The sequence below is a fragment of the Dyella terrae genome, assembly GCF_022394535.1.
Taxonomy (GTDB): Bacteria; Pseudomonadota; Gammaproteobacteria; order Xanthomonadales; family Rhodanobacteraceae; genus Dyella.
This window is the reverse complement of sequence record NZ_CP089414.1, coordinates 159,276-180,703: the sequence shown is the minus strand read 5'-3', so window position 1 is coordinate 180,703 and position 21,428 is coordinate 159,276. Positions and strand designations below refer to the sequence as shown.

Sequence of the window (21,428 nt, the reverse complement as noted above, 5' to 3'; positions counted from 1 at the left end):
GTGTGAATAAACTTATAAGACGTCCATTATCTAAATCCATCAATGGACACGCAGAACCTTGTCCGATGCTATGTCGTGCATCGGGTGATCACCCTCCGGCCTCCCATGCCCGAGCGACCAGATGTGACTGCATGGCAGCAGTGCGGGCTTGCGTGCTGCCGATGATTGTCCGCGGCACGCGTCGTGCTTCGCATTCACGCCCATGTTTTCTCTCACTCCGCGAGTCGAGCGCGCTCCTCCGGCGTCAATTGGTTTCGCGCACGCGCACTGAGTTGTCCGGCACCAAGCACCTGCACGGGGCTGTTGGGGTCGTAGCGACGGCGGCGATCCTTGTCGTCAACGCTGCCGGTGCCATCGCCGAAGCCCAGCACCTGCACAGAGATCACCGAAGGCATCTTGTTCCGCGCATCGTCCTGCTGTTGCCGGTTGGCATCATCCACGGCCTTGGTCACGGCATTAGCGGCGGCGCTGGCTGCATTCAGTGCACCGACATTGACCGATGCCGCAACCGGCACGCCGATCTTCTCACCCTGCACCTGGATGTTGTCAGCGTTAGCCACTTGTGCCGCTGCCACAATCAGATTGCCCGAGACACGGATACCCGCATCACCCGCGTCCACCGTACCGCGCGGCGCGATCAAGTAGACGTTGCCCGTGGGAGCCCCCGGAACGGTCTGCAGCGTCGCAATGCCCGCGCCGCTCACTTGGCCACGCGCGTCGATACGACACCAGGCGTCGATCGTGCACAGGTACGTCGGCGGCGGAATTTCAGCCGTGGTCTTGGCTCCTTGGCCGGCGTTGATGTCGCCATTGGAACTCCACATCACCAGGTTGCCGCCCTGCTCGGTAAAGATGCGGCTTTGCGCAAGCAACACGCTGCGATCGGTGAACATGTTGACGTCACCCTTCTCCAGCGTCAGTACACCCATGGTGTTCGGGCCTGCCACGATCTGACCGTTCTGGGTGATCACCGGCGGTGCCGACGCGCTGCCCAGCAAGGCCTGCCCGCCGGGACCGAGGATGGAGATATTGCCGCCCTGCTGGGTCTGGATGGTGGAGCTGCGAATATCCAGGTCACCCGTATCCACGGTCTTCGCCGCACCGTTGATGCCCCCCCTGCCCCGAACCATTGGCCGTGTAGCCGTAGGCGGCCGGGAACAACGTGTCGACGGCGGTATAGCCGCGTGCGTACTGCCCGTAGTACGGGCTGGCCGGATTGTTGTAGTCGGCACCCACCTGGGCAAGGATCTTGAATACCGCTTCCGTCACAAACTGGCGCTGCACGTAGTCAGGCTGCTGATTGAACAACTGGCGTGCTTGATCCGACGTCAGGCTGACGGTGATCTTGTCCTGCGCATAACCGGTATCCACCACTTGGCCCGCTTCGCGGCGCTCCATGAAGGTCACCAGATCCGGCATCAGGTTCACGCCGTTCGTCGTGCCGTCCACATAGCTCGCCATGAAGCTGTTGACCGCAATACCGGGGCTGACGCCGAACAATACATCGACATCTGCGCTTTCATGCGGCAGGTACGGATTGATGGCATTGCCAATGGTATCGATGCCTGTGTACCGAATGTCCCCAGTCAGCAGCGAACTGCCCGTCGTCGCGATCTCCTGTTGACTGCTCAAGGGCCCGATATTGCGTCCCGCCTCAATCAGGAAAGTACCCGGGCCGCCGAGCAGCAAGGCGGGAACGAGCTGATAGGCACCGGGATCGGTACGGCTAGTGTTGTTATTGAAGTATGCGGTGATGGGCGTGTCGTAGATATCCCGGCCTGCCGAGATACGCGTGACATCCGCATCACGCAACTGCTGCCCCACAAAGGACAGGTTGACGATATCCCTGCCCGCGTAAATGAGTGCCGGCTTGTTCGGAAGCACCTGCAAGGAGCGGTACTGAAAACCATTGGGCGCCTGGATGCCGTCGAGCACATCACCCTGCAAAGCGTAGATCCGCACGGGCTGGCTATCAGCCGCATGCAATGGATCAGCTGAGTGCAGCATCGTAGGCGCTATGCCGCTCAGGTAGCCCAAATGCCACAGAGCAAAGAAGTTGGACGAGCCATTGACGCCATAGGGCGTAAGCGCTGAAGGAAGCGCGTCAGCCGACGCATCGATCAGACCCAGGTTGTACGCAGAGGTACCACCGTACTGCAGGGTGTAAACCTGTTGGCTAAGCCCGACATTATCGGCAGCCAACAGCGTCAGATTACCTTGCGCCGAGGGGTACAGCGCGCCCGGCCCCCGCACATCCACACTGCCTGACAGCGCCTGCAAATTCAGGGTCGACGGCAAGATCATTCCAGGATCCAACTGAGTTCCTCCCCCCCTGTGCGGCACCATAACTAAACAGGTTGGCGGGGACGCTAAGGCTATCGAGCACGACGTCGCCCTGATTCGAGCTCACCTTCACTGCCGAATTCGCGCTGTAGCTCTGGGAGTCGAATTGACCGGACGGGGCCAATATCGTGATCGGGTTACCCGGCGCGTTGTTGGAGCCCGCCAGATAGGAAGGATTGTAGATACCACCGATATCAGCGCCCAGGCGTGCCTGCACGTTGAACTGGGCATCCTGCAACGCCAGCAGTGTGGACACTGGGCTGGAGATGCCGCCAAAAAAGAAGTTCGTCGAGGGCGTGGTGTAGCCGAGATTGCTGCCGATCAGTCCGCCAGCCTGGATATCGGCCTGGCCCTTGGCGACAAAGTACGTACCGCTAAGAATGTCTCCACCTGCGTTGACGTTGAGGTTGCCACCGCCCAGCGTGGTGATGCTGGTCTTGCCTGCATTGGCAACCCACGTTGTCGGCAGCGACGCCGATAGCTGACTGATGTCACCGCCCGCGGTCACCGAGACATTACCGCCCAGGCTCATCACGCCCTGACCAAAATTGGCGAAGTTGATCGACGAGGCCGAGCCATCGGCGGCATTGGCCGTCTGCATCCATGGCCACCAGTACTGTGAGATATCCGAGCCGGCCGGCCCCTTGGTCACATTGCCCGTGCTATCGACCGCCTCCTGGATCCCATAGATGCTGCCCTTGGCGGTCAGGCTCAGATCACCACCACCCACCGGATTCACCTGTCCCGTACTGAGCATGTACGGAATCGTAGAATCAAGAGCGTTGAGCCAATTGGGACGGATCACCGAGACGCTGGTATTCACACTGGTCCCGTCCGCCGGGACGCCGGCGGTATAGACCACCGCTGGCGCACTGTCGTCCAGCCAGTCGATGTTGCCACCCGAGGCAATATCGATAGAGCCACTGCCCGTGCGCACGGTGGTCGGGAACAGTAGCGTCTTGCCGTTGTACTTGCTTTGTACGGGTGCGGTCAGCGAATCAACCACGGCGAAGTGCCCGTCGAACACCACGTCGCCTGCATCCGCATTCGTCGCCAGCGGATCAGCCGTACCTGACTGCGCACCCGCTACCAGACGATAGGACGTGCTGGAGCCGCCCAACAACGTGGCCGATGCCAGCGAAGCCGGGCTACCCAGCGATGGCATGTTCGACGGACTGTTGTTCGCCGCGCTGCCTGGCACGTAGATGGTGGCTGGACCCGATCCTCCACTCGCCACATTGGACGCAGGCGCAAATGGGGCATAGAACAACTGCGATCCGGCCGACCGATTGCCGACCTTGTTCGCGACGTAGTTGAAGTAGGTGCTATGTCCCGTCAGGTACGTCGCGTAGTCAGTGGTGTACTGCGTGTAGTTGGTGTCCACCGGCAACAGCAGCGGCGACGGCGTGGTAAGACGCTTTGCCGTCGGCGTGGTTGCGAAATTGCTCGACAACCACGTCTGGTAATCACCGACGTAGGTGGCGTAGGAGGAGTAGTTCGCCGGGTTGGGTGCGATCAACGTGGTGGGGCTGTACGTCATGAATTGATACACGCTGTACAGACTCACCCACGACGATGGTGTCGCCACAGGGCCGTTCCCGAACTCCGCGATATAGCCCTCGTAGTTCGTGTAGTAGTTAGCGGACTGCCCCGCCAAGGGTGCCTGCAACGGCTGGTAGTACGGGTCGTTGGCGATGTTCGCCGTACCGCCACCCGGCGTCTGCCCTGCGATGCTGCCGGATTTCAGGATGATCGTGCCGTTCCAAAGCCCCTTCTGGTCCAGGTAGGCCTGCGACGTCCGATACGCCGTGAGTGCAGCGTTATAAGCGGGATCGGTGGGGTCGGCTGCCGGCGCAAACGGGGCATAGAACAACTGCGATCCGGCCGATCGATTGCCGACCTTGGTCGCGACGTAGTTGAAGTAGGTGCTATGCCCCGTCAGGTACGTCGCGTAGTCAGTGGTGTACTGCGTGTAGTTGGTGTCCACCGGCAACAGCAGCGGCGACGGCGTGGTAAGACGCTTGCTCGCCGGGTTGCTTGCGAAATTGCTCGACAACCACGTCTGGTAATCACCTACGTACGTGACGTAGGAGGTGTAGTTCGCCGGGTTGGGTGCGATCAACGTGGTGGGGCTGTACGTCATGAATTGATACCCGCTGTACAGGGTCAACCACGACGATGATGTCGCTGACGATCCGTTGCCAAACTCCGCGATATAGCCTTCGTAATTCGTGTAGTAATTGGCAGACTGCGCCGTCAGTGGCGCCTGCAAGGGCTTGTAGTACGGGTCGTTGGCGATGTTTGCCGTGCCGCCTCCTGGCGTCTGTCCCGGTAAGCTGCCGGATCTCAGGATGATCGTGCCGTTCCAAAGCCCCTTCTGGTCCAGGTAGGCCTGCGACACCTGATACGCCGCCAGTGCGGTCGCGTAGCCGTTGTCCGACACCGGCGGCGTGGGCGGATTAGCCAACGTCGCGCCATTGTTCTGCTGATAGAAGCCGTCCGTAATGCTGGCCTGGACATCAAGATCGCCCGCCGCACTGACTGTCAGGATCGGCGCCATCCCCTGATAGCGATACGCCAGCGCGATGCTTCCATTGCTTTGCGTAGTACCTGCGCCGAGATTCCAGTTGGTGAGTACGGAGATCTTGCCTTGCTGGCTATCGTTGAGGGCGCTGACGAGCTGGATGCCCGGTCGCACCTGCACATTGGCGATACCCGCGAAACGATTGCCGAAGCTATACCCAGGCTGCTGCACATAGCTCATCAGCGTGCCGGCACCCTTGCTGGCATCGCCACCGACATAGCCAAAGAAACCCGTGTGCGCGCTATCGACCTTGTCCGGGATGAAATAGTCGTTCTGCAGATACTTTGCCAATGTCGCTGCATCGGTCGGCGCCGCCAGCACGTTGCCGGATGCGTCGGCCCACTTGCCCGACACCATCGCGCCGCCGCCATTGGCCGCATACCAACCCGCCGGATCGATGATGCCGTCGAAGTGCTGCGCACCGGTGGATGTGTCCTTCGTGCTCCAGGTGGCGTAAGGCTCGATGGTGACGACGCGCGCACCCTTGATGCTGCTGGCATTGTCGACGGCAATGCGCACATCCCCATTGCTCAGCAATGGCGCACGCAGACTTACCGAGCCGCCGGAGAAATCATCGGATGAGCCACCCGATACATCGACGACTGCGCCGCTGCCCAGGTGGACATAGCCGGAAGCCGTCGGGGCGACGCTTTCGTAACCGTAAGTGGTATTGGTCGAGCCATCCGTAGCGCCACTGGTGCCCAACGTCACCGTGCCGCCGCGTTGCGCAGCGACGTCGCTGGTGGCGATCAGGCTCCCTTCGACGTCCACGCCCTTGTTGCCGTACAACGTGATGCTGGTGCCGTAGTGGCCTGCGGCGTTAACGGTGCCATCGATCAGCACCTGACCACCACCCACATCGCTGGCGCTACCGCCGTTGGCGCTCAGGTAAACCCGCTGCGCGGTCAAGGTATGCCCCGCCGAAAGCATCAGGTTGCCAGCGCCGCTGGTGACCTGGAACAGGCCTGTCGCCCCGGCAGCGGCCGCCGTATCGACAACGGCATCGAGATTGACAGCGTTGCCACTTCCCAAGGTGAAATAGCCGGCGCGATAGCTGCTGTTTGCACCGCCGGTTAGTGAACCACCAAACGTTGCCTGCGTACCGGCCTGGATGTTCAGGCTGCCTGCGTCACCGCCTGCGCTGGCGCCAGAAAAGTCGAGCGATGATCCGGGCGCGAGATTCACCGCGCCATGATCGGAAGTGATGCTCAGCGCACCGCCGGGTGCGTACGTCGTGGTGTCGTAGAAGGTCTTGTTGATGCCCGCCACGGAGAGCTTGCCACCGCTACCCACGTTGACGTCGCCCTGGGTAGCCTCGATGGTGAGGTTGCCGGCCGATGCGGCCACGTTGGTGCCAATGGATACGGCGCCAGCGGTAAGTTGCAGCGCGCCACCCATCACATCACTGGGCAAGGTGCTCGGCGTACCGGTGATATTCAACGTGCCCGTGGTGATCAACGCGCTGCTCGACGCGTTGTCGGCGAGCAGCCAGGGTGTATTGAGGTTGACGTTGGCCTGGCCAAAGTTGAAAGAGCCACTGCCCTGCCCTTTCATGCCCTGCGCCGCCGTAGCGGAGAACCCACCGAAGCCGCTCAAGCCCGTCGTGCCGTTACCGAAGTCGAGTTCGTTCGCACGGATCGTGAGCTGTCCGCTACCCGGCGTAAAACTGGCGTTGGCCGCACCGAGATCATTGGAAAGCAACAGATGATCGGCTTCGATGCTGACCGCGCCGCCATGATTGGCAAACGTACCGCCGCTCAAGCTCAGGTCATGGTCAAGGTCGATATCGACATCGCCATAGAAATTGATGCTTCCGCGACTACGTAGCGTCACGCTCTGTGCGCCACGCAGCAGGTTGAGCGTCTGCGGGCCGATCACGAAACCGCCGGTGCCCTGCGCCAATGACGCATTGCTGCCCAGGAACGAAATCAGATTGCTATAGCTGTCGATGGCCTGGGCCGACAGCGCGGCCGTCTCGTCGACGGTAGTCGTACCGGTGGCATCCAGTGTGAGTGCGCTTCCGCCCGCCACGCGCGCACCCGCGCCAATGGAGAGCTGGCCCACGCCTGTGGTCGACGTGTTGTTGCGCACGATGCTCGCTGCGCCATTCTGCGACACGCGCAACAACGCACCATCACCGTCGACCGCCGCAATGGGATTGCCCTTGGCATCCGTGCCGGCCACCGCGCCGAAGATCAGGGGAACGCTGCTCGCACCCGATCCGTTCCCTGTGGCCGTCAACGCGCTGCCCGCCTGGAGCACCACGCCTTGCGCACCCGCATGACCTAGGCCATTGGCAGCCAGCAGGATTTCCGGCCCTTGCAACGGATGATCGGCATCGTTCGCCAATACCACGCTATCCGCGGATGTGGTGACCTGATAGCCGTTGCTGCCGAGCTGCCGCGTGCCGCCCAACAGCAGACTGCCGGCGCCAAGTGCATTGAGTCCATCGACCGAGATCGTGAGGTAGCCGCTTTGAGCGGTTTGACCCGCGTCGACTACCTCGATGGCTTGCGCTGCGATATCCACCAACGAGCCACGACCACCCGCGGCCGGCGTTGCGGTCAGCGTGGCACCCAAGTTCAGCGCCTGACCCGCGGCCAGCGCCAGGCGACCTGCATCTGCCACGGCTGCCGGTGCAATCTGACCGCTCTTGCTCGCGAGGTTCGAGAAGAACGTATCGGCGTCAGTCAGTCGATACTGTGAATACTGCTGCCATACCGGTGCCGATTGCACCAGGAACGTCGTGTTGCGCGCCGCACGCGCACCACTCAAACCATCGACGAAATAGCCGTTGACGCTCAGCGTGCCATCCGTTTGCACCGCACTGCGGCCAAGCACGGCATCGGTGGCACTGGTGTTCTGCACGACACGATAGGCACCCGGCAAGGTCGCATACTGCGCCGGCAGCAAGGTGTAATAGCCCGCGGGCAATCCAGGTGCGCCCGACAGGTAGATCTGCTGGCCCACCGCCGGCGTCGTATTGCCACTGTTCTGGAAGGTAGCGTCATGCGCCGCTACCGGCGACGAGTAGCCCGGGATAATGGCGTAGATCGCGCGGCCATCCGCGTACTGCGGCACCTGCACACCCGTGGTGCTATTGGCGTAACTGGTTTCGTACTGCGACAGCGCATCGCGCGTACCGCCGGTGCCATTCACCCACTCAGCCGCCTGCAAGTGGCCGCCACCGGACACATTGATGCCCGCACCGGCATCCAGCGACAACGTGTTGCCATAGAGCTCGATCTGCTTGGATGGTGCTGCGGTGAGATCGGCCGAGCTATTGTTGGGATCGCCGTTATAGCGCCATTCCACGCCGTCGACGGTGGTGCCGTAGGGTACCGTCTGGCCGTCCAGCGACACCGAGGTCAGACTGCCCGACGCCAGATGCACCGACTGCGTCGTAGCCAGCGGGAACAGTTTGGGATCCACGCCAAACGCATTGGCCTGTGCCACCGGGTCACTGACGCCGAGCATCAGCGTGCCCGACGGCACACGCAGCGTGCCCTGCTGCTCGATGTCGTTCGCGCTGATCATCAAAGCGCCGCCGGCGGACAGCGGTGTCATGCTGCTGCCGTTGGGCAGAATGCTGACCGTGGTGGAAAGCGCCTGACCCGCAGCGTTGCTCAGGCCCGACGCGTTCGCGTCGATAACGACGTGGTAGTCGCTCGCCGGATACACCTGCGCCGCCTTGAATTGCAGGTTGCCCGTGGTGAACAACAGGCCCGCAAGCTCCGCCCCGTTCTTGTAGGCAAGCAAGGACGGCGCATAGAAGCGGATATCACCGCTCGACGTGAAATCGGTATTGGCCCAGTACTGCAGGTTCAGCCAACCACCCAGGTCGATATAGTCCGCGTTGACCTGCAGTGTTCCATCACCGGCCCTGGCGACCGGCGCCGCTACCGTGATCGGTGCCGTGATCTGGCTGGCGGCCGCGCCTCCCATCAGACTCACGTAAGGTGCCTGGATCTGCACCGTGCCATTACCCTGCGTGTATGTCGTTCCGTTGGTCAGTGAGATGGCGCCCGCCGGAAGCGCCTGGATAAGCGATGCATCGGCCGAGAACGAACGGCCGAGCGACAGGTTCACATCGCCCGCGAACGCCAACGGCACGATCGACTGTCTGCCGGACAAACCGACCGACGCATCCGGGCCGATCGCCAGCGATGTGATGCCCGAGTTGGTCAGGCGATCGACCGCAAAATGGAGCACGCCCGACGGCGTTGAACCTTGCTCGACGCGCTGGCCCTGTACCAGACCAGCGGGTACGAGATAGCCGGACTGCTGCAGCACGATGGCCGTCGCGGCCGGCGCAGCCGTTTGTCCAGCATTACGATCAAGTGCAGCGATGCTGAGGCTGCCACCTTCGGCCTGAGGTACGCCAGCATGTGCGCTCAGGCTCGCATCAAAGTACAAGCCCGCGGCGGCAGACAGCGCGATGCTTCCCGCGTTGCTCCATACGGGCGACGAAACGTACTGAGTCGCCGCCCCCAAGGGCCCACCCGCCACGGGAAGATCGAACTGGTCCGATGTGCCCGATACATTGATCGTGCCGCCCTGCTGCGCAACGACGTAAGCATCATCACCCGTCAGCGACACCGTGCCACCATCAAGCAGCACACCAGTACGCGGCACGGCCTGACTCAGACGTCCCGTCAACGGGTCTACGACGGTGACCGCCGACGCCCAGGGATTGATCAGCGTGGTGCCTGAAGCGTCCAGCACCGCACGGGAACCCAGCCAGACCTCAGGGGTGACGCTGGGCCAGTGGTTGTTGCGTAGAAGGTTGTTGGTCGACAGGGCAATGGAGCCGCCGGGTGCGGAAATCTGCCCCCATACCGTGGTCGCCTGTGTTCCCGCCAGACTCACGGCGCCACCGGCGTCCGTGGTGATGGAAGCGCCCTCACCCACCACTACCGAACCACTCACCCCGCTGTAGACCGGCGCGGGGGCGCCGACTATCGCGTTCCACCCGAGATATCGGCCAGCGCTCAGCGAAAAGCCCGGCCCATGCCCGGTCGTCGTCTCACGCGAGACATAACGGTGGTAGGCATCCAGGGCTCCTACTGTTGTGTAGATACCTGCGGGATTGGCTGCGTTTGTGGCGTAGAGGTCGATCCCGGTAGGTGCGGTCAACAACGCCTGATAGTTCGGCAACAAATTGTCGCGCGATACCCGGATCTGAGCACCGGGCGCAATCACACCGTCGGTCACCGCAGTCAATGCGTAGTTGTCGAAACCCTTTCCGCTGAAGAACGACGGATCGATATTCAACACGCTGACCGATGGAGCCGATATGGCCTGCCCACCGATATCGATTGCCGCTGCCTGCAATGCCAGCGTGCCGCCCCCGCTAAAACCGTAGCCAAGCAGCGCGCCACCAAGGACCAGCGATCCGCTGTTGAGCATGGCAGGAGCGGGGGTGCCATTGCCACCGAAGACATCTGTCTTATTCGCCATGGCATAGGTCGACAGCGTTATATCGCCACCGTGTCCAACGGGAACGCCCTGACTCAACGCCACCTGATTATTCGGCGCAACGTAGCCGCCACTGGAAACATCCAGCGTGCTGCCCGGCTGGAGGATGATCGAGCCGGTGCCATCCCCCTGCCCCGTTGCCGAGAAAGCCTGCTGAGCCGTGAGCGAGATGCTGCCGCCATTGATATAGCGATTGCCGATCAACGTATCAGCCGATTGGCCACCGTCGTTCACCCACAGGCCGCGCGTGCTGAGCAACGCGTTCGGCCCCACCGTGATATTTCCGTCCAACGGCATGTTGAGCGGCGTCACCAGGCCTGTGCCGCCATTGGCGGTGAGTGCCGGGCCTGTCGACGTAATGGCAATGGAGCCCGAAGGTGCGCTCAAGGTGCCATAGATATCGATGTGCGAGCCCGTCAACGAGATGCTGCCGCCCGGCACCACACTCAGCTGCGTTCCTGCTGTTTCCACGATCTGGCCACCGAAGCCGCCGGACGTGAGGCTGACATTGGCGAAACCCGCCGTACGCATCATGTCGGCCGACAGCGGTACCCAGAAGCGAAGGTCGGCATCGCTGGGCGTGTCTGTCGGCTGGGACGAGAGCACCTCATCCCACGGCGTATCCTGATCGAAATCGGCTACGCGCTTGTCGAGTACCAGCGCCGACTGCTGGAGCAGAACGCTGGTGGCATAGACGGTGCGGCTATTGTCTGTGGCAGTCAGATCGACACTGAAGCTGCCGCCGTTGGGCTGCTTACCCTGCCCCACCTGATCGCGGCCAGCAAACGCCTGAGCGGTGATCTCGCCGTCCATGACGAGCGCACTGCCCGACGACACGCTGAGGCTACCTGCATCGCTGCCCACGATGTAACCGGGATCCCAGCGCCCCACGCCGGCCAACAACGGGTTGTTGTAGTTCTCGGTGATGCCCCAGCGTGCGTGATCCACCGCAAAATTGCCGGCGAACCCCACGTAGTTCATGTTGGGATCGGCGTTGGAAATGTTGTAGATGCGACCGTTGGCACCCAACAGATTCGGTGTGGTGACCCATCCCGCCTGATAGGCAATGTAGCCGCCATCTAGATTGAGCTGTGCACCATTGCGGATGATGACTTCGTTACCTTTGAGCGTGACGTCACCGCCCTTGGTCATCATCTGCGTGATGTCGCGCGGCATGTTCTGCACATAGCCCGAAACGTTGAGGATAGGACTGCCTACCCAATCCAGACCGTCAGCGCGCGTGCCGCTTTGCGTACTGTCGATCAGTACGTTCTTCTGCGTATACAGGAAGCTGTTACGCAGCAGTGGCGAATTGGCGAGTTCGTTTTGGCCAATGCGCGGCACCGTAACAAGCAAGGCTGAGATCGGCAGGTTGACGTTTGCGAGACCGGACACGTCCACGACAGCGCCGTTGTCCATATAGATGCGACCGGCGGTAGGCCGGACATCATTGTTCTCAGGCGTAGCCACGATCGAGAGCACAGCGCTGGGCGCTTCCAACAATGAACCCGACTGCAAAGTCACGATACCGCCAGACAGCGATACCGTACCGGGCTTGAATGCCGCATCCGCCGCCGAAGTGGATGTGGTCGTGCTGCCATCCTTTTCTGGAAGGACGGCAGTCACCGATTGCGAGCCCAGAGTCAGAACGCCGTGCCCCGGATAGTTCACACCCGTGGAATCGCCATTGCCCTGATCGTTGGCAATGAGCTGGACACTGCCTGGATAGCTGATGCTAGTGGAGGCCAGCGCGACCCCATCCTGATTGAGGTTGTAACCCAACATCTGCACCTGGCCGCGCCGGGCCTGGAGCAAGCCTGTATTGGTCACTGTGCCCGGTACGTGACTTGGGCCCGGAGCAACGCCGCCCATATTCATCAATTGGAGCGTAGTGCTCGTTGAACCACCAGCCGCATTACCGAACTGCGTGCCGGCAGCAAGTATCGCCTGACCATCGTCCGAAACGATCGATCCGGCATTGGTGACATTCGGTGCGGCAATCAGCGCGAAGCCCTGCTTACCCGTCGTGATCGATGCGCCCTGCTGAATCACCACATCGTGGTTGCGCCCGTCAGTGAATATGCCGTCGAACAAGAATCCGCTGTTCGTTGATGTCGCGCCGATGCCTCCGCTCAAGAACGCCGCATTGCTCGTGGCAACATTGCCACTAAACAGGTTCAGCGAACTCGCCAGCAGCGATCCCGTATTTACCTGGCTTCCCGCGCCGAACAGGATGCCGTTGCGGTTGAGCAAGTACACCGTACCTTCGGCCTTGATCTGGCCGAAGATCTGGCTGGGTGAGCCGCTGGGATCCTGGATGCGATTGAGCGCGATCCAGTTATTGCTGCCATCGGACTGCGTGCCACCGCTCTGGTTGAAGTAGAGCGTGGTGTTTCGACCGATGTTGAAGCTATCCCAGGTGAGGATGGCCTTCTGCGCGGTCTGCTTGACCTGCACCGTGGTCTTGCCGGCGGCTGCCGTTTGCACCGGCGCGTTGGCGTTCTGCCACAGCAAGGGATTGGTCGCCGCGCCAGCGGCAACCTGCAGGCCACCTGCGGCAATGCCGTCGGGTACCGGCGAGGTGAGTTTCTGGGCGGCCTGTTGCGCGGCCTGCTGCACGCTGATCTGCGCGGCCACCGCTGCCGCCGCGTTGTTGAGATTGGCGATAGACTGTTGCACCACGCGTTGCTGCAACAACTGCCCCGAGGTCTGCGCGGCAAGGCCACTGGTGTCCGGCATGGTGCCGGTGGCCGCAGCGGGGTTCGGTGTCGGCGTGACGTTGGCGTTGCGCTGCCCGGCAAGCCAGGCCTGGCTCAGTGGCGGTGCGCCAGCGTGGGCGTGCATGGCGCTCATCGCCAATGCGGCGGCGATCCACTGCGCCAGTGGGCGTCGGCCAGGTACGGCGCGCGACGATGTGGCGGAATCCTGCTGCGACCTGACCGTCTTGCTCACGAGACCCTTATCCCTTGTTGTTTCATGGCTACAGGCGTACGCGTCCTGAACGCGACGAGACGCTTTCCTCTATTCAGAAAGCCCCTCGAAAAGACGCCGCATGTCGGAAGTAAAGACGTCCGCCATGCGGCGCGACTGAACCGTTGTCACCAAAACTTCATAAGCAACCAATTCGCCTTGATGCGCTGATCGCGCAGACACCGGAACGTCATATCGACTGTCATGAAGGCGCATTCAATGCCCCGGCGAAAGCAGTACGGCCGGCGTGGGTGGATAGACAGCCGGTGGCCGCTGCGGCAACACCGACTTGCCCAGGTTGGAGCCCATGCGGTGGCTCAAGGCGGAAAAGTTGTACTGCCCTACCTGACGGTTGGAGGGTTCGCTGGTCACCGCGTCGAACGCCGGCCCGGGCACGGAAGGGCGCGACGCCCCCGCCGTCAACACGCGACTGAGACAGTCGAACGCCAGCACCGATTGCTGATTGACGCTGACGTCCACGCAACTGGGCGGCGACGCCGACGATGGTGCCGCCGCGTCTTGTGCCATCGCTGGCGAACCACATGAGCAGGCCAGCAGCCACCTCAAGGCAACTGGCCATGACGCGCGAAGCGGCTTTCGCCGGCGCGCGCCCGGGGCGATCACGGCTGCGATGCCTCGGCAGCCGGCCGGTAGCGTTGTTCGTATAGACGGTCGCCATAGCCCTGCGCCGCGTTCTCCAGCTTCACCCGTGCCGACGCGGCAAAAGGCTGGCGGGACGCCATCACCGTGCCCATGTCGATATGCGCATAGGCATCCACAACTTCGTTGCCGACTTTGTAGAGCGCTTCGTTACGGGCCGTGCAGGTGGACAGCTCCTTGCGGACGCCGTCCAGTTGCGTCGACAGCGCGGTGTTGCGGGTCTGCTGATCCTGCAGGTGCGCGGCGTTCGTTGCAGCGACCGCCTTGCCCTGCTGCACAGCCTCTTCGGCGCGTTGACGCGCATCGCGCTCACTCTTCAGTGCAGCACCATCGCCGGCCGCGCCGGACTTGTACCGGGCCAGTTCCGCCTGCGCCTGTTCGAGCGCCTTGCGGGCCTGATCGCGTTCGCTTTCCGCCGATGTCTTCTGCGCTTGCCAGCTAGCCTGTTCGTTCTGCAGATCCTGCAGTTGGCTGCGTGTGTCACGCAGCTGCCCGCGCAATTGTTCCTCCAGCGTTTGAGCCTGCAGCGAACCGGCCAGTCCGAGCAGCGCGAGCGACATCGCCAGGCGAGTCAGGGTGTTCATGCGCGATCTCCTCAGAACTTGGTGTTGATCTCGAGCTGCACGACGTCGATCGACAGCGGCGGCCCGAACACTTGCTTGGCGTTGAAGTAACGGGCCGACAACCAGGTGCGCGTGGCGATGCCATAGTCCGCCGTGAAGATGAAGCCCTTGGCATTGGTGCCGCCAAGATGGAAGTTCACGTCGGTGAGGCCGTCGAGCGCGGCGTCGGGCTGCAGGTACTTGTAGCCGAAGGTGACATTCCACTCGTTCGCGGCCATCGGGTTGGGATTGCCCAGGATGCCGCGCACCAACCAGCCCACCGGGCCACTCTTGTACGGGCCGGATTCCGTGGCCGAGGTGCTGCTTTCGTAGTTATTCACCGGCGTGCCAAGCCCATTGGCGTAGCGCGTCAGCGCGTCCTTGGCGTGATACGCCATGTTGCGCACGTAGTCAGCCTGGATGCGGGCCGGCGTCTCGCCGATCTTGAAATCGAACGTGGAGGTGACGTTGGCCAAGTGATAGTCGTACGACAGGCCAACGAACTGCGGCTGCGCATAGTTACTCGGCGAGGACGGATCCGGCACGATGTCGCGCAGCAGGAACAGGGTGTTGCCCTTGAGCATGTACGACGGTGCATCGTCGTCGGTGCTGCAGTAATCGACGCCGGTGTAGATCGGGCACGGCGCCGATAGCTTGCCGCGCATACCGTCGAAGAAGTAGTACGCCAACGCCGTACTCCACTTCATGTCCTCATCGATATGCCAGGTCAGACCCAGCTGCGCGGCGGAAAGCCAGCGGCTGTTACTCTGGTTCTTGTCGTAGCCAAAGCCCTGCGCGGGCGAGTTGTTGCCCGTGTACTGGATCGGGAACATGCCGGCCGTGGCAAACCCTTCAAAGTCGCTGTTGAACGGCACCTTGAACTTGCCGGCGATGCCGTCGAAGTTGAGTTCCGGCGAGTAGATCAGGTCGGTGACGAAGAACGGATCCGCCATACGACCAAAGGTCAGCGAGCCCCAGCTATACGGCTGCCACTGAATCCACGCGCGGTCCAGCCAGATCTCCTTCTTGACGAGGCCGCCACCCAACGCCTGCGTAGTGGATACCGGGTTGTTGTCGTTACCCGTGCCGATGCGCACACCTGCCGTCACCGTATCGGCTACCTTCGCGGTCATCGCCAGATGGGCCTGCATATCCAGGATGTTCAGGCGATTCTGCTGCGAGTTGAGAATCGGCGGATTGACGCCCTGGGAAATCTGATTGACGTCGAACGGACCGTTGCGATTAAGCGTCGCGTAATCGATGAAGTACGGCGAGTTGTTGCGGCTATAGAGCCACCACTCGTTGCGCACGCGGATGTCGCCCGACCAGCTGATGCGATCCAGCCATTCCGGTAGCGCGTTCGGTTCGGCCCAGTGCTCGGTCTTGGCCTGCGCGATCACTTCCTGCTTCACTTGATCGCGGATCTCGTTGCGCACGCTTTGCGGCACATAGGCCACGCGTACGTCGCCCGGCTGCGCGCCATCCGCCGGCGGCCTTGCTGCCTGGGCGGTGGCCGCTGCTCGCTGTGCCTGCGTCGCCTCGGTGTTCGCCTGGGTAATCAGGCCATCGGCATCGGCCTGCGAAATCAGGCCCTTCTTCACCATCAAGCGAATCAGGTTGATGGTGGCGTTGGGCGACGGCGCGGCATCCTGCGCCAGCGTCGGAAGCGCGGTGGCCGCCAATAGCACGGCGATACTGGCGCACAGTGCACGGCGCGTAAGGCGCGCGCCCGCGCTGAGGGCATTCCTGGAACTCATGACTTTCTCCAATGCGTGGTGTTGCCGTGCGGCAAGCAAGGGAAGAACAAAGGCTGGGTATTCATGCTGGTCGCCGCCCACGGATGGCCGCGCGCACAGGCATATGCAAAGTGGTAGGTGGTGGCGTGTCGATGTGCAGGCCTTGCAGCACGCTGATCAGCGCCTGATCGGTGTTGGACGAGCCGCTGGGCGTTACCAGTTCCACGCGTGACACGCGGCCATCCGGTTCGATCCACAAGCTGGCCTTGACCTCGAACGCAAGCCGGCGCGTGCGGTCGTCACGCTCAATCGCCTGCTGCAACGCGTAGCCAAGGTATTGCTCGTACGAAGCACCGCCAACGCCATTGCCGCCGCCGCTGCCGACCATGCCGCCGCCATCGCCGGCACCAATGTTGAACGAGTCGTTGCCCGCCTGCGCCGGGCCATTGATGGACACCTGCTTGGCCAGATCGGGCGCTTGCTTGGGGGCATCGACCGGCTTCATCGGCTCGTTGGGTTTGGGTATTTCCTGCTTAACCTCTTCGACCTTCTTCGGTTCGGGTGGCTTTTCTTTCGGCGGTGGTGGCGGTGGCGGCAAGGGCGTGATGGTGGCGATGCGCGGCGCTGAGCGCCGCACGCCGACTTGATGCCCCGCAAAGTTCCACAGCAACAGTCCGGCGACGATCACGACCGCCGCGACGACGAGACGCCCGCGCCAGCGCTTCCATCCGCCCTTACTTGGTGCCGGTGCGTTCATGGATGGTCCTCGCACCGTCAGCTTTGCTGCTTGCCGGTGACCAGACCCACCTGCGACAGATCCAAACGCCGCAGCAGATCGAGGATGTCGACCACCTTCTGGTACTGCACGTTGGAGTCGCCCTTCACGATCACCGGAAAGTCTGGCGTGATCGCCTTCTGCGTGCGCAGGCGCTGCTCCAGCTCACCCAAGGTCACGGGAAAAGCGTCCAGGAAGATCTGCCCGCTGTCGGAAACCGTGATCGCCTTGGTCTGCGGCTTGGCCAAACTCACCGAAGCGCTGGCCTTGGGCAGGTTCACCTTCACGCCCTGCACGGAGGCCGTGGTCATGATGATGAAGATCACCAGCAGCACGTACGCCAGGTCGAGCATGGGCGTGATGTTGATGTCGTCGTACGGTTTTTCGTCGTCTTGGACCTGCATGGCCATTCTCCTCAGGCAGTGACCGTGGTCTGGTCGATGTCCCGATGAAGCTCGGCGAGACGCGTGACAAACTCATCCACGAACACCTGCATGTTCGCCGTCACCGCCTTGTTGCGCGTCAACAGGTAGTTGTAGCCAAACAGCGCGGGAATCGCGACGAACAGGCCGGCCACGGTGGCGAGCAACGCGGCGGCGATGCCGGGCGCGATGGCATTGACGTTGACGTCGCCCGCTGCAGCGATGGCAGCGAAGGTGATCATCACGCCCACCACGGTGCCGAGCAGGCCAAGGAACGGGCCGCCCGAGATCGCAATGGTCAGTATCACCATGGAGCGCGAAAGCTTCTGGTTCTCGCGCACCAGGGTGGAATCCATGACGGCGCGAATCGCCTCGATCGACTCACTCGCGATCACCAGGCGACCATGGCTGTCGCGACGGCGCCACACTTCCTTCTTGCCGATCTCGTACAGGCGATACAGCGAGGAATCCGCGAAGTCGAGCGCGTGGTTCCGCTCGTCGGACATGCCGAGCAGATCGCTGCCCAGCGTGCGGAAACGGTCAAGGAACCGATCATTGGCGTTGGTGACGCCGCTGACGTAGCGGGCCTTGTTCCACATCACTACCCAGGAGACCAACGCCATCACCAGCAGGATGCCGATAACCACCCACGCGTCGGCCGTCACCGACTTCACGATGATGCCGAAGTAACCGAAGCCAAAGCCCGACTTCTTCTCGTCTTCGCCATACTGCAGCAGGCGCGATTCCGCACCTTGAGCGGTCGTATCCATAGCGATCAGTGCCGCGGGGCGGGCCACGCGCGACAGGCGTAGCTCGTCCATCTCGCCTGAAAAATTGCCGAGTGCGGATGCGCCCGCGGCATCACCGCCCAGCGTAGCCACTGAACTCAGCGCCGGCAGCGACGCCGACATATCGGCATACGGTCGGCCATCGACGTAAAGACGGACATGACCCGACTCACCCGTCACCGCAAGATGCGTCCACTGACCGGCCTTCAATGGCTCGCCGGCCGACGTCCGCTGCGGTTGGGCGCCGTCGACTTCGACATAGGGGGCGCCGCCGTCCAGGCCGATGACCAGAGCGCGGCCTTCCTGACGACGCGCGTAGATCGCCGTCGGTACCGTCGGCAATGCGTCCAGCTTGATCCATGCGCTGAAAGTGAAGTTGCCGCCGTCCGTCACGTTGAGCGACGTGCTCGCAGGCAGCTCGATCGGCGCGCTGCCGTCGAAGCGCGCGGCTCGGCCAACGATGCCGCCGTCGACGGTACGCACGGTGCCCTTCTGCGCGTGGTTCGCGTAAGCCGTCGCATCCTTTGGCGGCGCGCCGGCGGCCTCATCGAAGTGATACACCAGCGTGTAGTCGGCATCGAACGTCGCCGCACCGCTGCTCTGCACCGGTGCCTTGCCGTTGCCGTAGTACATCCAGATGGTCTGCTGCCCACTGGTCGGCAGATCGGTGGTATCCACCCAGATCTGGCCAACGCCCATGACGGGATCGAAGGTCTCCACTTCGTAGTTCAGCGGTGTCTTGCCATCGGCAGCGATGAAGCGCAGGTCCGCGCCGTTCTTCGCCACGCCGTCGAACTGGAAGTTGCCGGAGTGCAGGCGGACCAGCAGCGGCACGCGCCCCGTGGCGGGCGTCATGGCGGCGCCCTTGGGCGTCGTGTCGATGGTGATGGCCTTGCGGTAGGTCCAGTCGTCGTTCCACCAGGCAACATCAGCGGCCAGGGCAGGACGCGCCGCCCACGAAAGGCATAGCAGGCATGCAAAGATCAGGTAACGCATCGTAGTTCTACCCCTGAGGCGTCGGAAATCCGTGTAATGAGCGGGTCATGGCCATGTCCCTCACAGGTTGGCCTTCACGCTGAAGAGCACCTGCCCGTCGTGTGCACGCGTACGCACGCCGTCATGCAGCGGATAGGCGAATTCGATTTCGCCGCTCATCGTGCGGAACAGGCTGAATCGCGTACCCACGCCGGTGCTGAGCAGGTTGAAGCGGCTTTGCTGCTCGGGCAGCGGATCGATCAGCAGGACGCGCCCGCCATCGAGAAACAGGTGGAAACGCCAGTCATCGACGAAGTGGCCCACCATGTCGGCCAGTGACGGGCTGCGCAGTTCCACCGACGCCACGCCGCCGTTGTCGCCCGTTTCCTCCGCCGACAGATAGCCGCGCACGCTGCTGGCGCCACCGGCGGCGAACTGCTCGCTGGAGATCAACGGCGAATCGGAGAGCTGCAGGCTGCCGCGCACCGCCAGCGAGAAATCACCGCCGAGCAGATGCGTGTAGCTGACATCGGAGCGCACGTAGATGTAGTTGTCCTTGCCCTTGTAGCGAAGGTTGTCGAACTCCGTACGCGAGCTGCCCAGCCCGCTCAGGCCCAGATTGCCGGCCAGCGTGAAGGACAGGTTGGAACGATCGCCGCTGCGCTGCCCGGCGTAGGACACCATGAGCGGGTAGTAAGTGATCGGCACCTTGGACGTCTGCTCGCCCAGCGTGATGTTCTGGTCGAAATGCTTGTGGCTGATGCCGAACGACAACGACTGGCTGTAGGAGCCCAGCAAAGGCAGGCTGCGCGAGGCTTGCAGTGTTTCGGAGTTGCCCTTGCCGAGTACCGTGGTGCCACCCAGCGTGTTGGCGTTGCTGTTGGACTTGTAGCCCGACCCCACCAGCGACCAGTCAGTGTTGAGCGGTGCGAGGTAAGAGAGCGCATACACCTCGGCCGCATGGCGATCCTGCGGCGCGACGATGTACGTCGCGGAGATCGAGTGACCCGCCTGCCACAGATTGTCGTAACGGACGTTGGCGATGGTGCGCAGCTCGGGTGTGTCGGCGCTGTGGTCGTTGTTCACTTCCACGCTGGCGTGCAGCGGATAGGTGTCGTTGACCTTGAGCGTCACGTCCATGGTCTGCGGCAGTGCGCCGGGCTTGAGCACTGGCACCACCTGCTGCCCTGGCTGCGCATTGACCTGAGCAAGCTGCGCCTGGGCCTGGGTGAAATTGGGTACGCTGCCTTCCGCCAGCGCTGGCACTGCGTCGCGGATCGCCTCGGGCGAGTGGTACTTCGCCCCCTCCACGCGCACGCGGCCGATGCTGTTCTCCACCACCTGGAGGAGAAGCACGCCGTCCTTCACTTGTTGAGGCGGCAACTCCACCACCACCGACTGGTAGCCCTTGGCCTGATAGACCTTTTGCAGGGCGTCACGCGCCGCGTGCACGTCGTCCAGGCTCCGGCCCGGGCCCAGATAGGGCTCGACGGCCGTCTCAATCTCCAGCGAGTCAAGGAGATGATTGCCACGCACCAGGTACTCGTTAACGTCGAAGCGCGCAGGCGCCTGTGTCGTCGCTGTCTCGCCCTGCTGTGCCTGCGCCGCGCCACAGGCGCACAGCAGCGCCAGAGCCAACGGTTTCAACGACCAACTCCGCCAGGCCATTCCCTTGCCGCTCATACGCACACCCGCCCCCTGTTCGCTCGCGGCGTGTTTCGCGCGAGCGCGAACCGAGAGGGTAGGCCTGCATTTCTAACCGAAAGGCGACAAAGGCATGTCCGATTCGCGTCGGCTGTCACATTAGAGCGGGTGAAGGCACGCGCCACGGCATGAACCGCCGCACTGTGGCGAGGAACGAGGTCGTTCTCCATACGTGAAAATGGCCTTCCAAACGGCCGGACGTCGTTCGTTTCCATCACGCAAAGCCTTCCCCGGGGCGGGCCCGTGAGCCCGCCCTTTCCTCTCGCCAATATGACCGCCCCGGCGTGGCCCGGGCGGAAGAGAAAGTGGGCATCCCAGCCCTGAGCATTCGTCCTTGCCCAGAAAGACGGAGGACCGCATGCGGGACTGAACTAAGTCACGAAAAATTCAT

10 protein-coding genes are annotated in these 21,428 nt (G+C 62.5%); all 10 read right to left on the bottom strand.

Translation table 11 applies throughout. The features are described 5' to 3' along the window. Window positions 1-212: 212 nt before the first annotated feature. Window positions 213-1,088 (bottom strand): filamentous haemagglutinin family protein, encoded by an 876-nt coding sequence (locus DYST_RS00760; protein ID WP_239949315.1) that lies wholly within the window; start codon window positions 1,086-1,088, stop codon window positions 213-215. After that, window positions 1,075-2,298 carry a hypothetical protein gene (locus tag DYST_RS00755; protein WP_239949313.1) on the bottom strand — a complete coding sequence of 408 codons (1,224 nt, stop codon included), beginning with the start codon at window positions 2,296-2,298 and terminating at the stop codon, window positions 1,075-1,077. Before DYST_RS00755 ends, DYST_RS00760 begins: the two co-directional genes overlap by 14 nt. Next, window positions 2,213-13,357, bottom strand: a complete 11,145-nt coding sequence (locus tag DYST_RS00750) for a filamentous hemagglutinin N-terminal domain-containing protein (protein WP_239949311.1) — start codon at window positions 13,355-13,357, stop codon at window positions 2,213-2,215. The genes DYST_RS00755 and DYST_RS00750 overlap by 86 nt, the downstream gene beginning before the upstream one ends. Before the next feature lie 234 nt (window positions 13,358-13,591). Then, on the bottom strand, window positions 13,592-13,903 hold the full coding sequence (locus DYST_RS00745) for a hypothetical protein (RefSeq protein WP_239949309.1): 312 nt from the start codon (window positions 13,901-13,903) through the stop codon (window positions 13,592-13,594). Window positions 13,904-13,995: 92 nt separating this feature from the next. Beyond that, on the bottom strand, window positions 13,996-14,619 hold the full coding sequence (locus DYST_RS00740; RefSeq protein WP_239949307.1) for a hypothetical protein: 624 nt from the start codon (window positions 14,617-14,619) through the stop codon (window positions 13,996-13,998). Window positions 14,620-14,630: 11 nt separating this feature from the next. Beyond that, window positions 14,631-16,394 (bottom strand): putative porin, encoded by a 1,764-nt coding sequence (locus tag DYST_RS00735; RefSeq protein WP_239949306.1) that lies wholly within the window; start codon window positions 16,392-16,394, stop codon window positions 14,631-14,633. A gap of 61 nt (window positions 16,395-16,455) precedes the next feature. After that, on the bottom strand, window positions 16,456-17,130 hold the full coding sequence (locus DYST_RS00730; RefSeq protein ID WP_239949304.1) for an energy transducer TonB: 675 nt from the start codon (window positions 17,128-17,130) through the stop codon (window positions 16,456-16,458). A 17-nt stretch (window positions 17,131-17,147) separates the two neighbouring features. Continuing rightward, on the bottom strand, window positions 17,148-17,552 hold the full coding sequence (locus DYST_RS00725) for an ExbD/TolR family protein (protein WP_102303633.1): 405 nt from the start codon (window positions 17,550-17,552) through the stop codon (window positions 17,148-17,150). Window positions 17,553-17,563: 11 nt separating this feature from the next. Beyond that, window positions 17,564-19,354 (bottom strand): DUF2341 domain-containing protein, encoded by a 1,791-nt coding sequence (locus DYST_RS00720; protein ID WP_239949302.1) that lies wholly within the window; start codon window positions 19,352-19,354, stop codon window positions 17,564-17,566. 60 nt (window positions 19,355-19,414) lie between these two features. Next, a complete protein-coding gene (locus tag DYST_RS00715) occupies window positions 19,415-20,980 on the bottom strand; it encodes a ShlB/FhaC/HecB family hemolysin secretion/activation protein (protein WP_239949293.1) in 1,566 nt (521 codons plus the stop codon). Window positions 20,981-21,428: the final 448 nt, after the last annotated feature.

Bases quoted from the DNA above. Each gene is read 5' to 3' on its own strand.
- DYST_RS00745 (WP_239949309.1), bottom strand. From the start codon at position 13,903: ATGGCACAAGACGCGGCGGCACCATCGTCGGCGTCGCCGCCCAGTTGC.
- DYST_RS00740 (WP_239949307.1), bottom strand. From the start codon at position 14,619: ATGAACACCCTGACTCGCCTGGCGATGTCGCTCGCGCTGCTCGGACTG.
- DYST_RS00735 (WP_239949306.1), bottom strand. From the start codon at position 16,394: ATGAGTTCCAGGAATGCCCTCAGCGCGGGCGCGCGCCTTACGCGCCGT.
- DYST_RS00730 (WP_239949304.1), bottom strand. From the start codon at position 17,130: ATGAACGCACCGGCACCAAGTAAGGGCGGATGGAAGCGCTGGCGCGGG.
- DYST_RS00725 (WP_102303633.1), bottom strand. From the start codon at position 17,552: ATGCAGGTCCAAGACGACGAAAAACCGTACGACGACATCAACATCACG.
- DYST_RS00720 (WP_239949302.1), bottom strand. From the start codon at position 19,354: ATGCGTTACCTGATCTTTGCATGCCTGCTATGCCTTTCGTGGGCGGCG.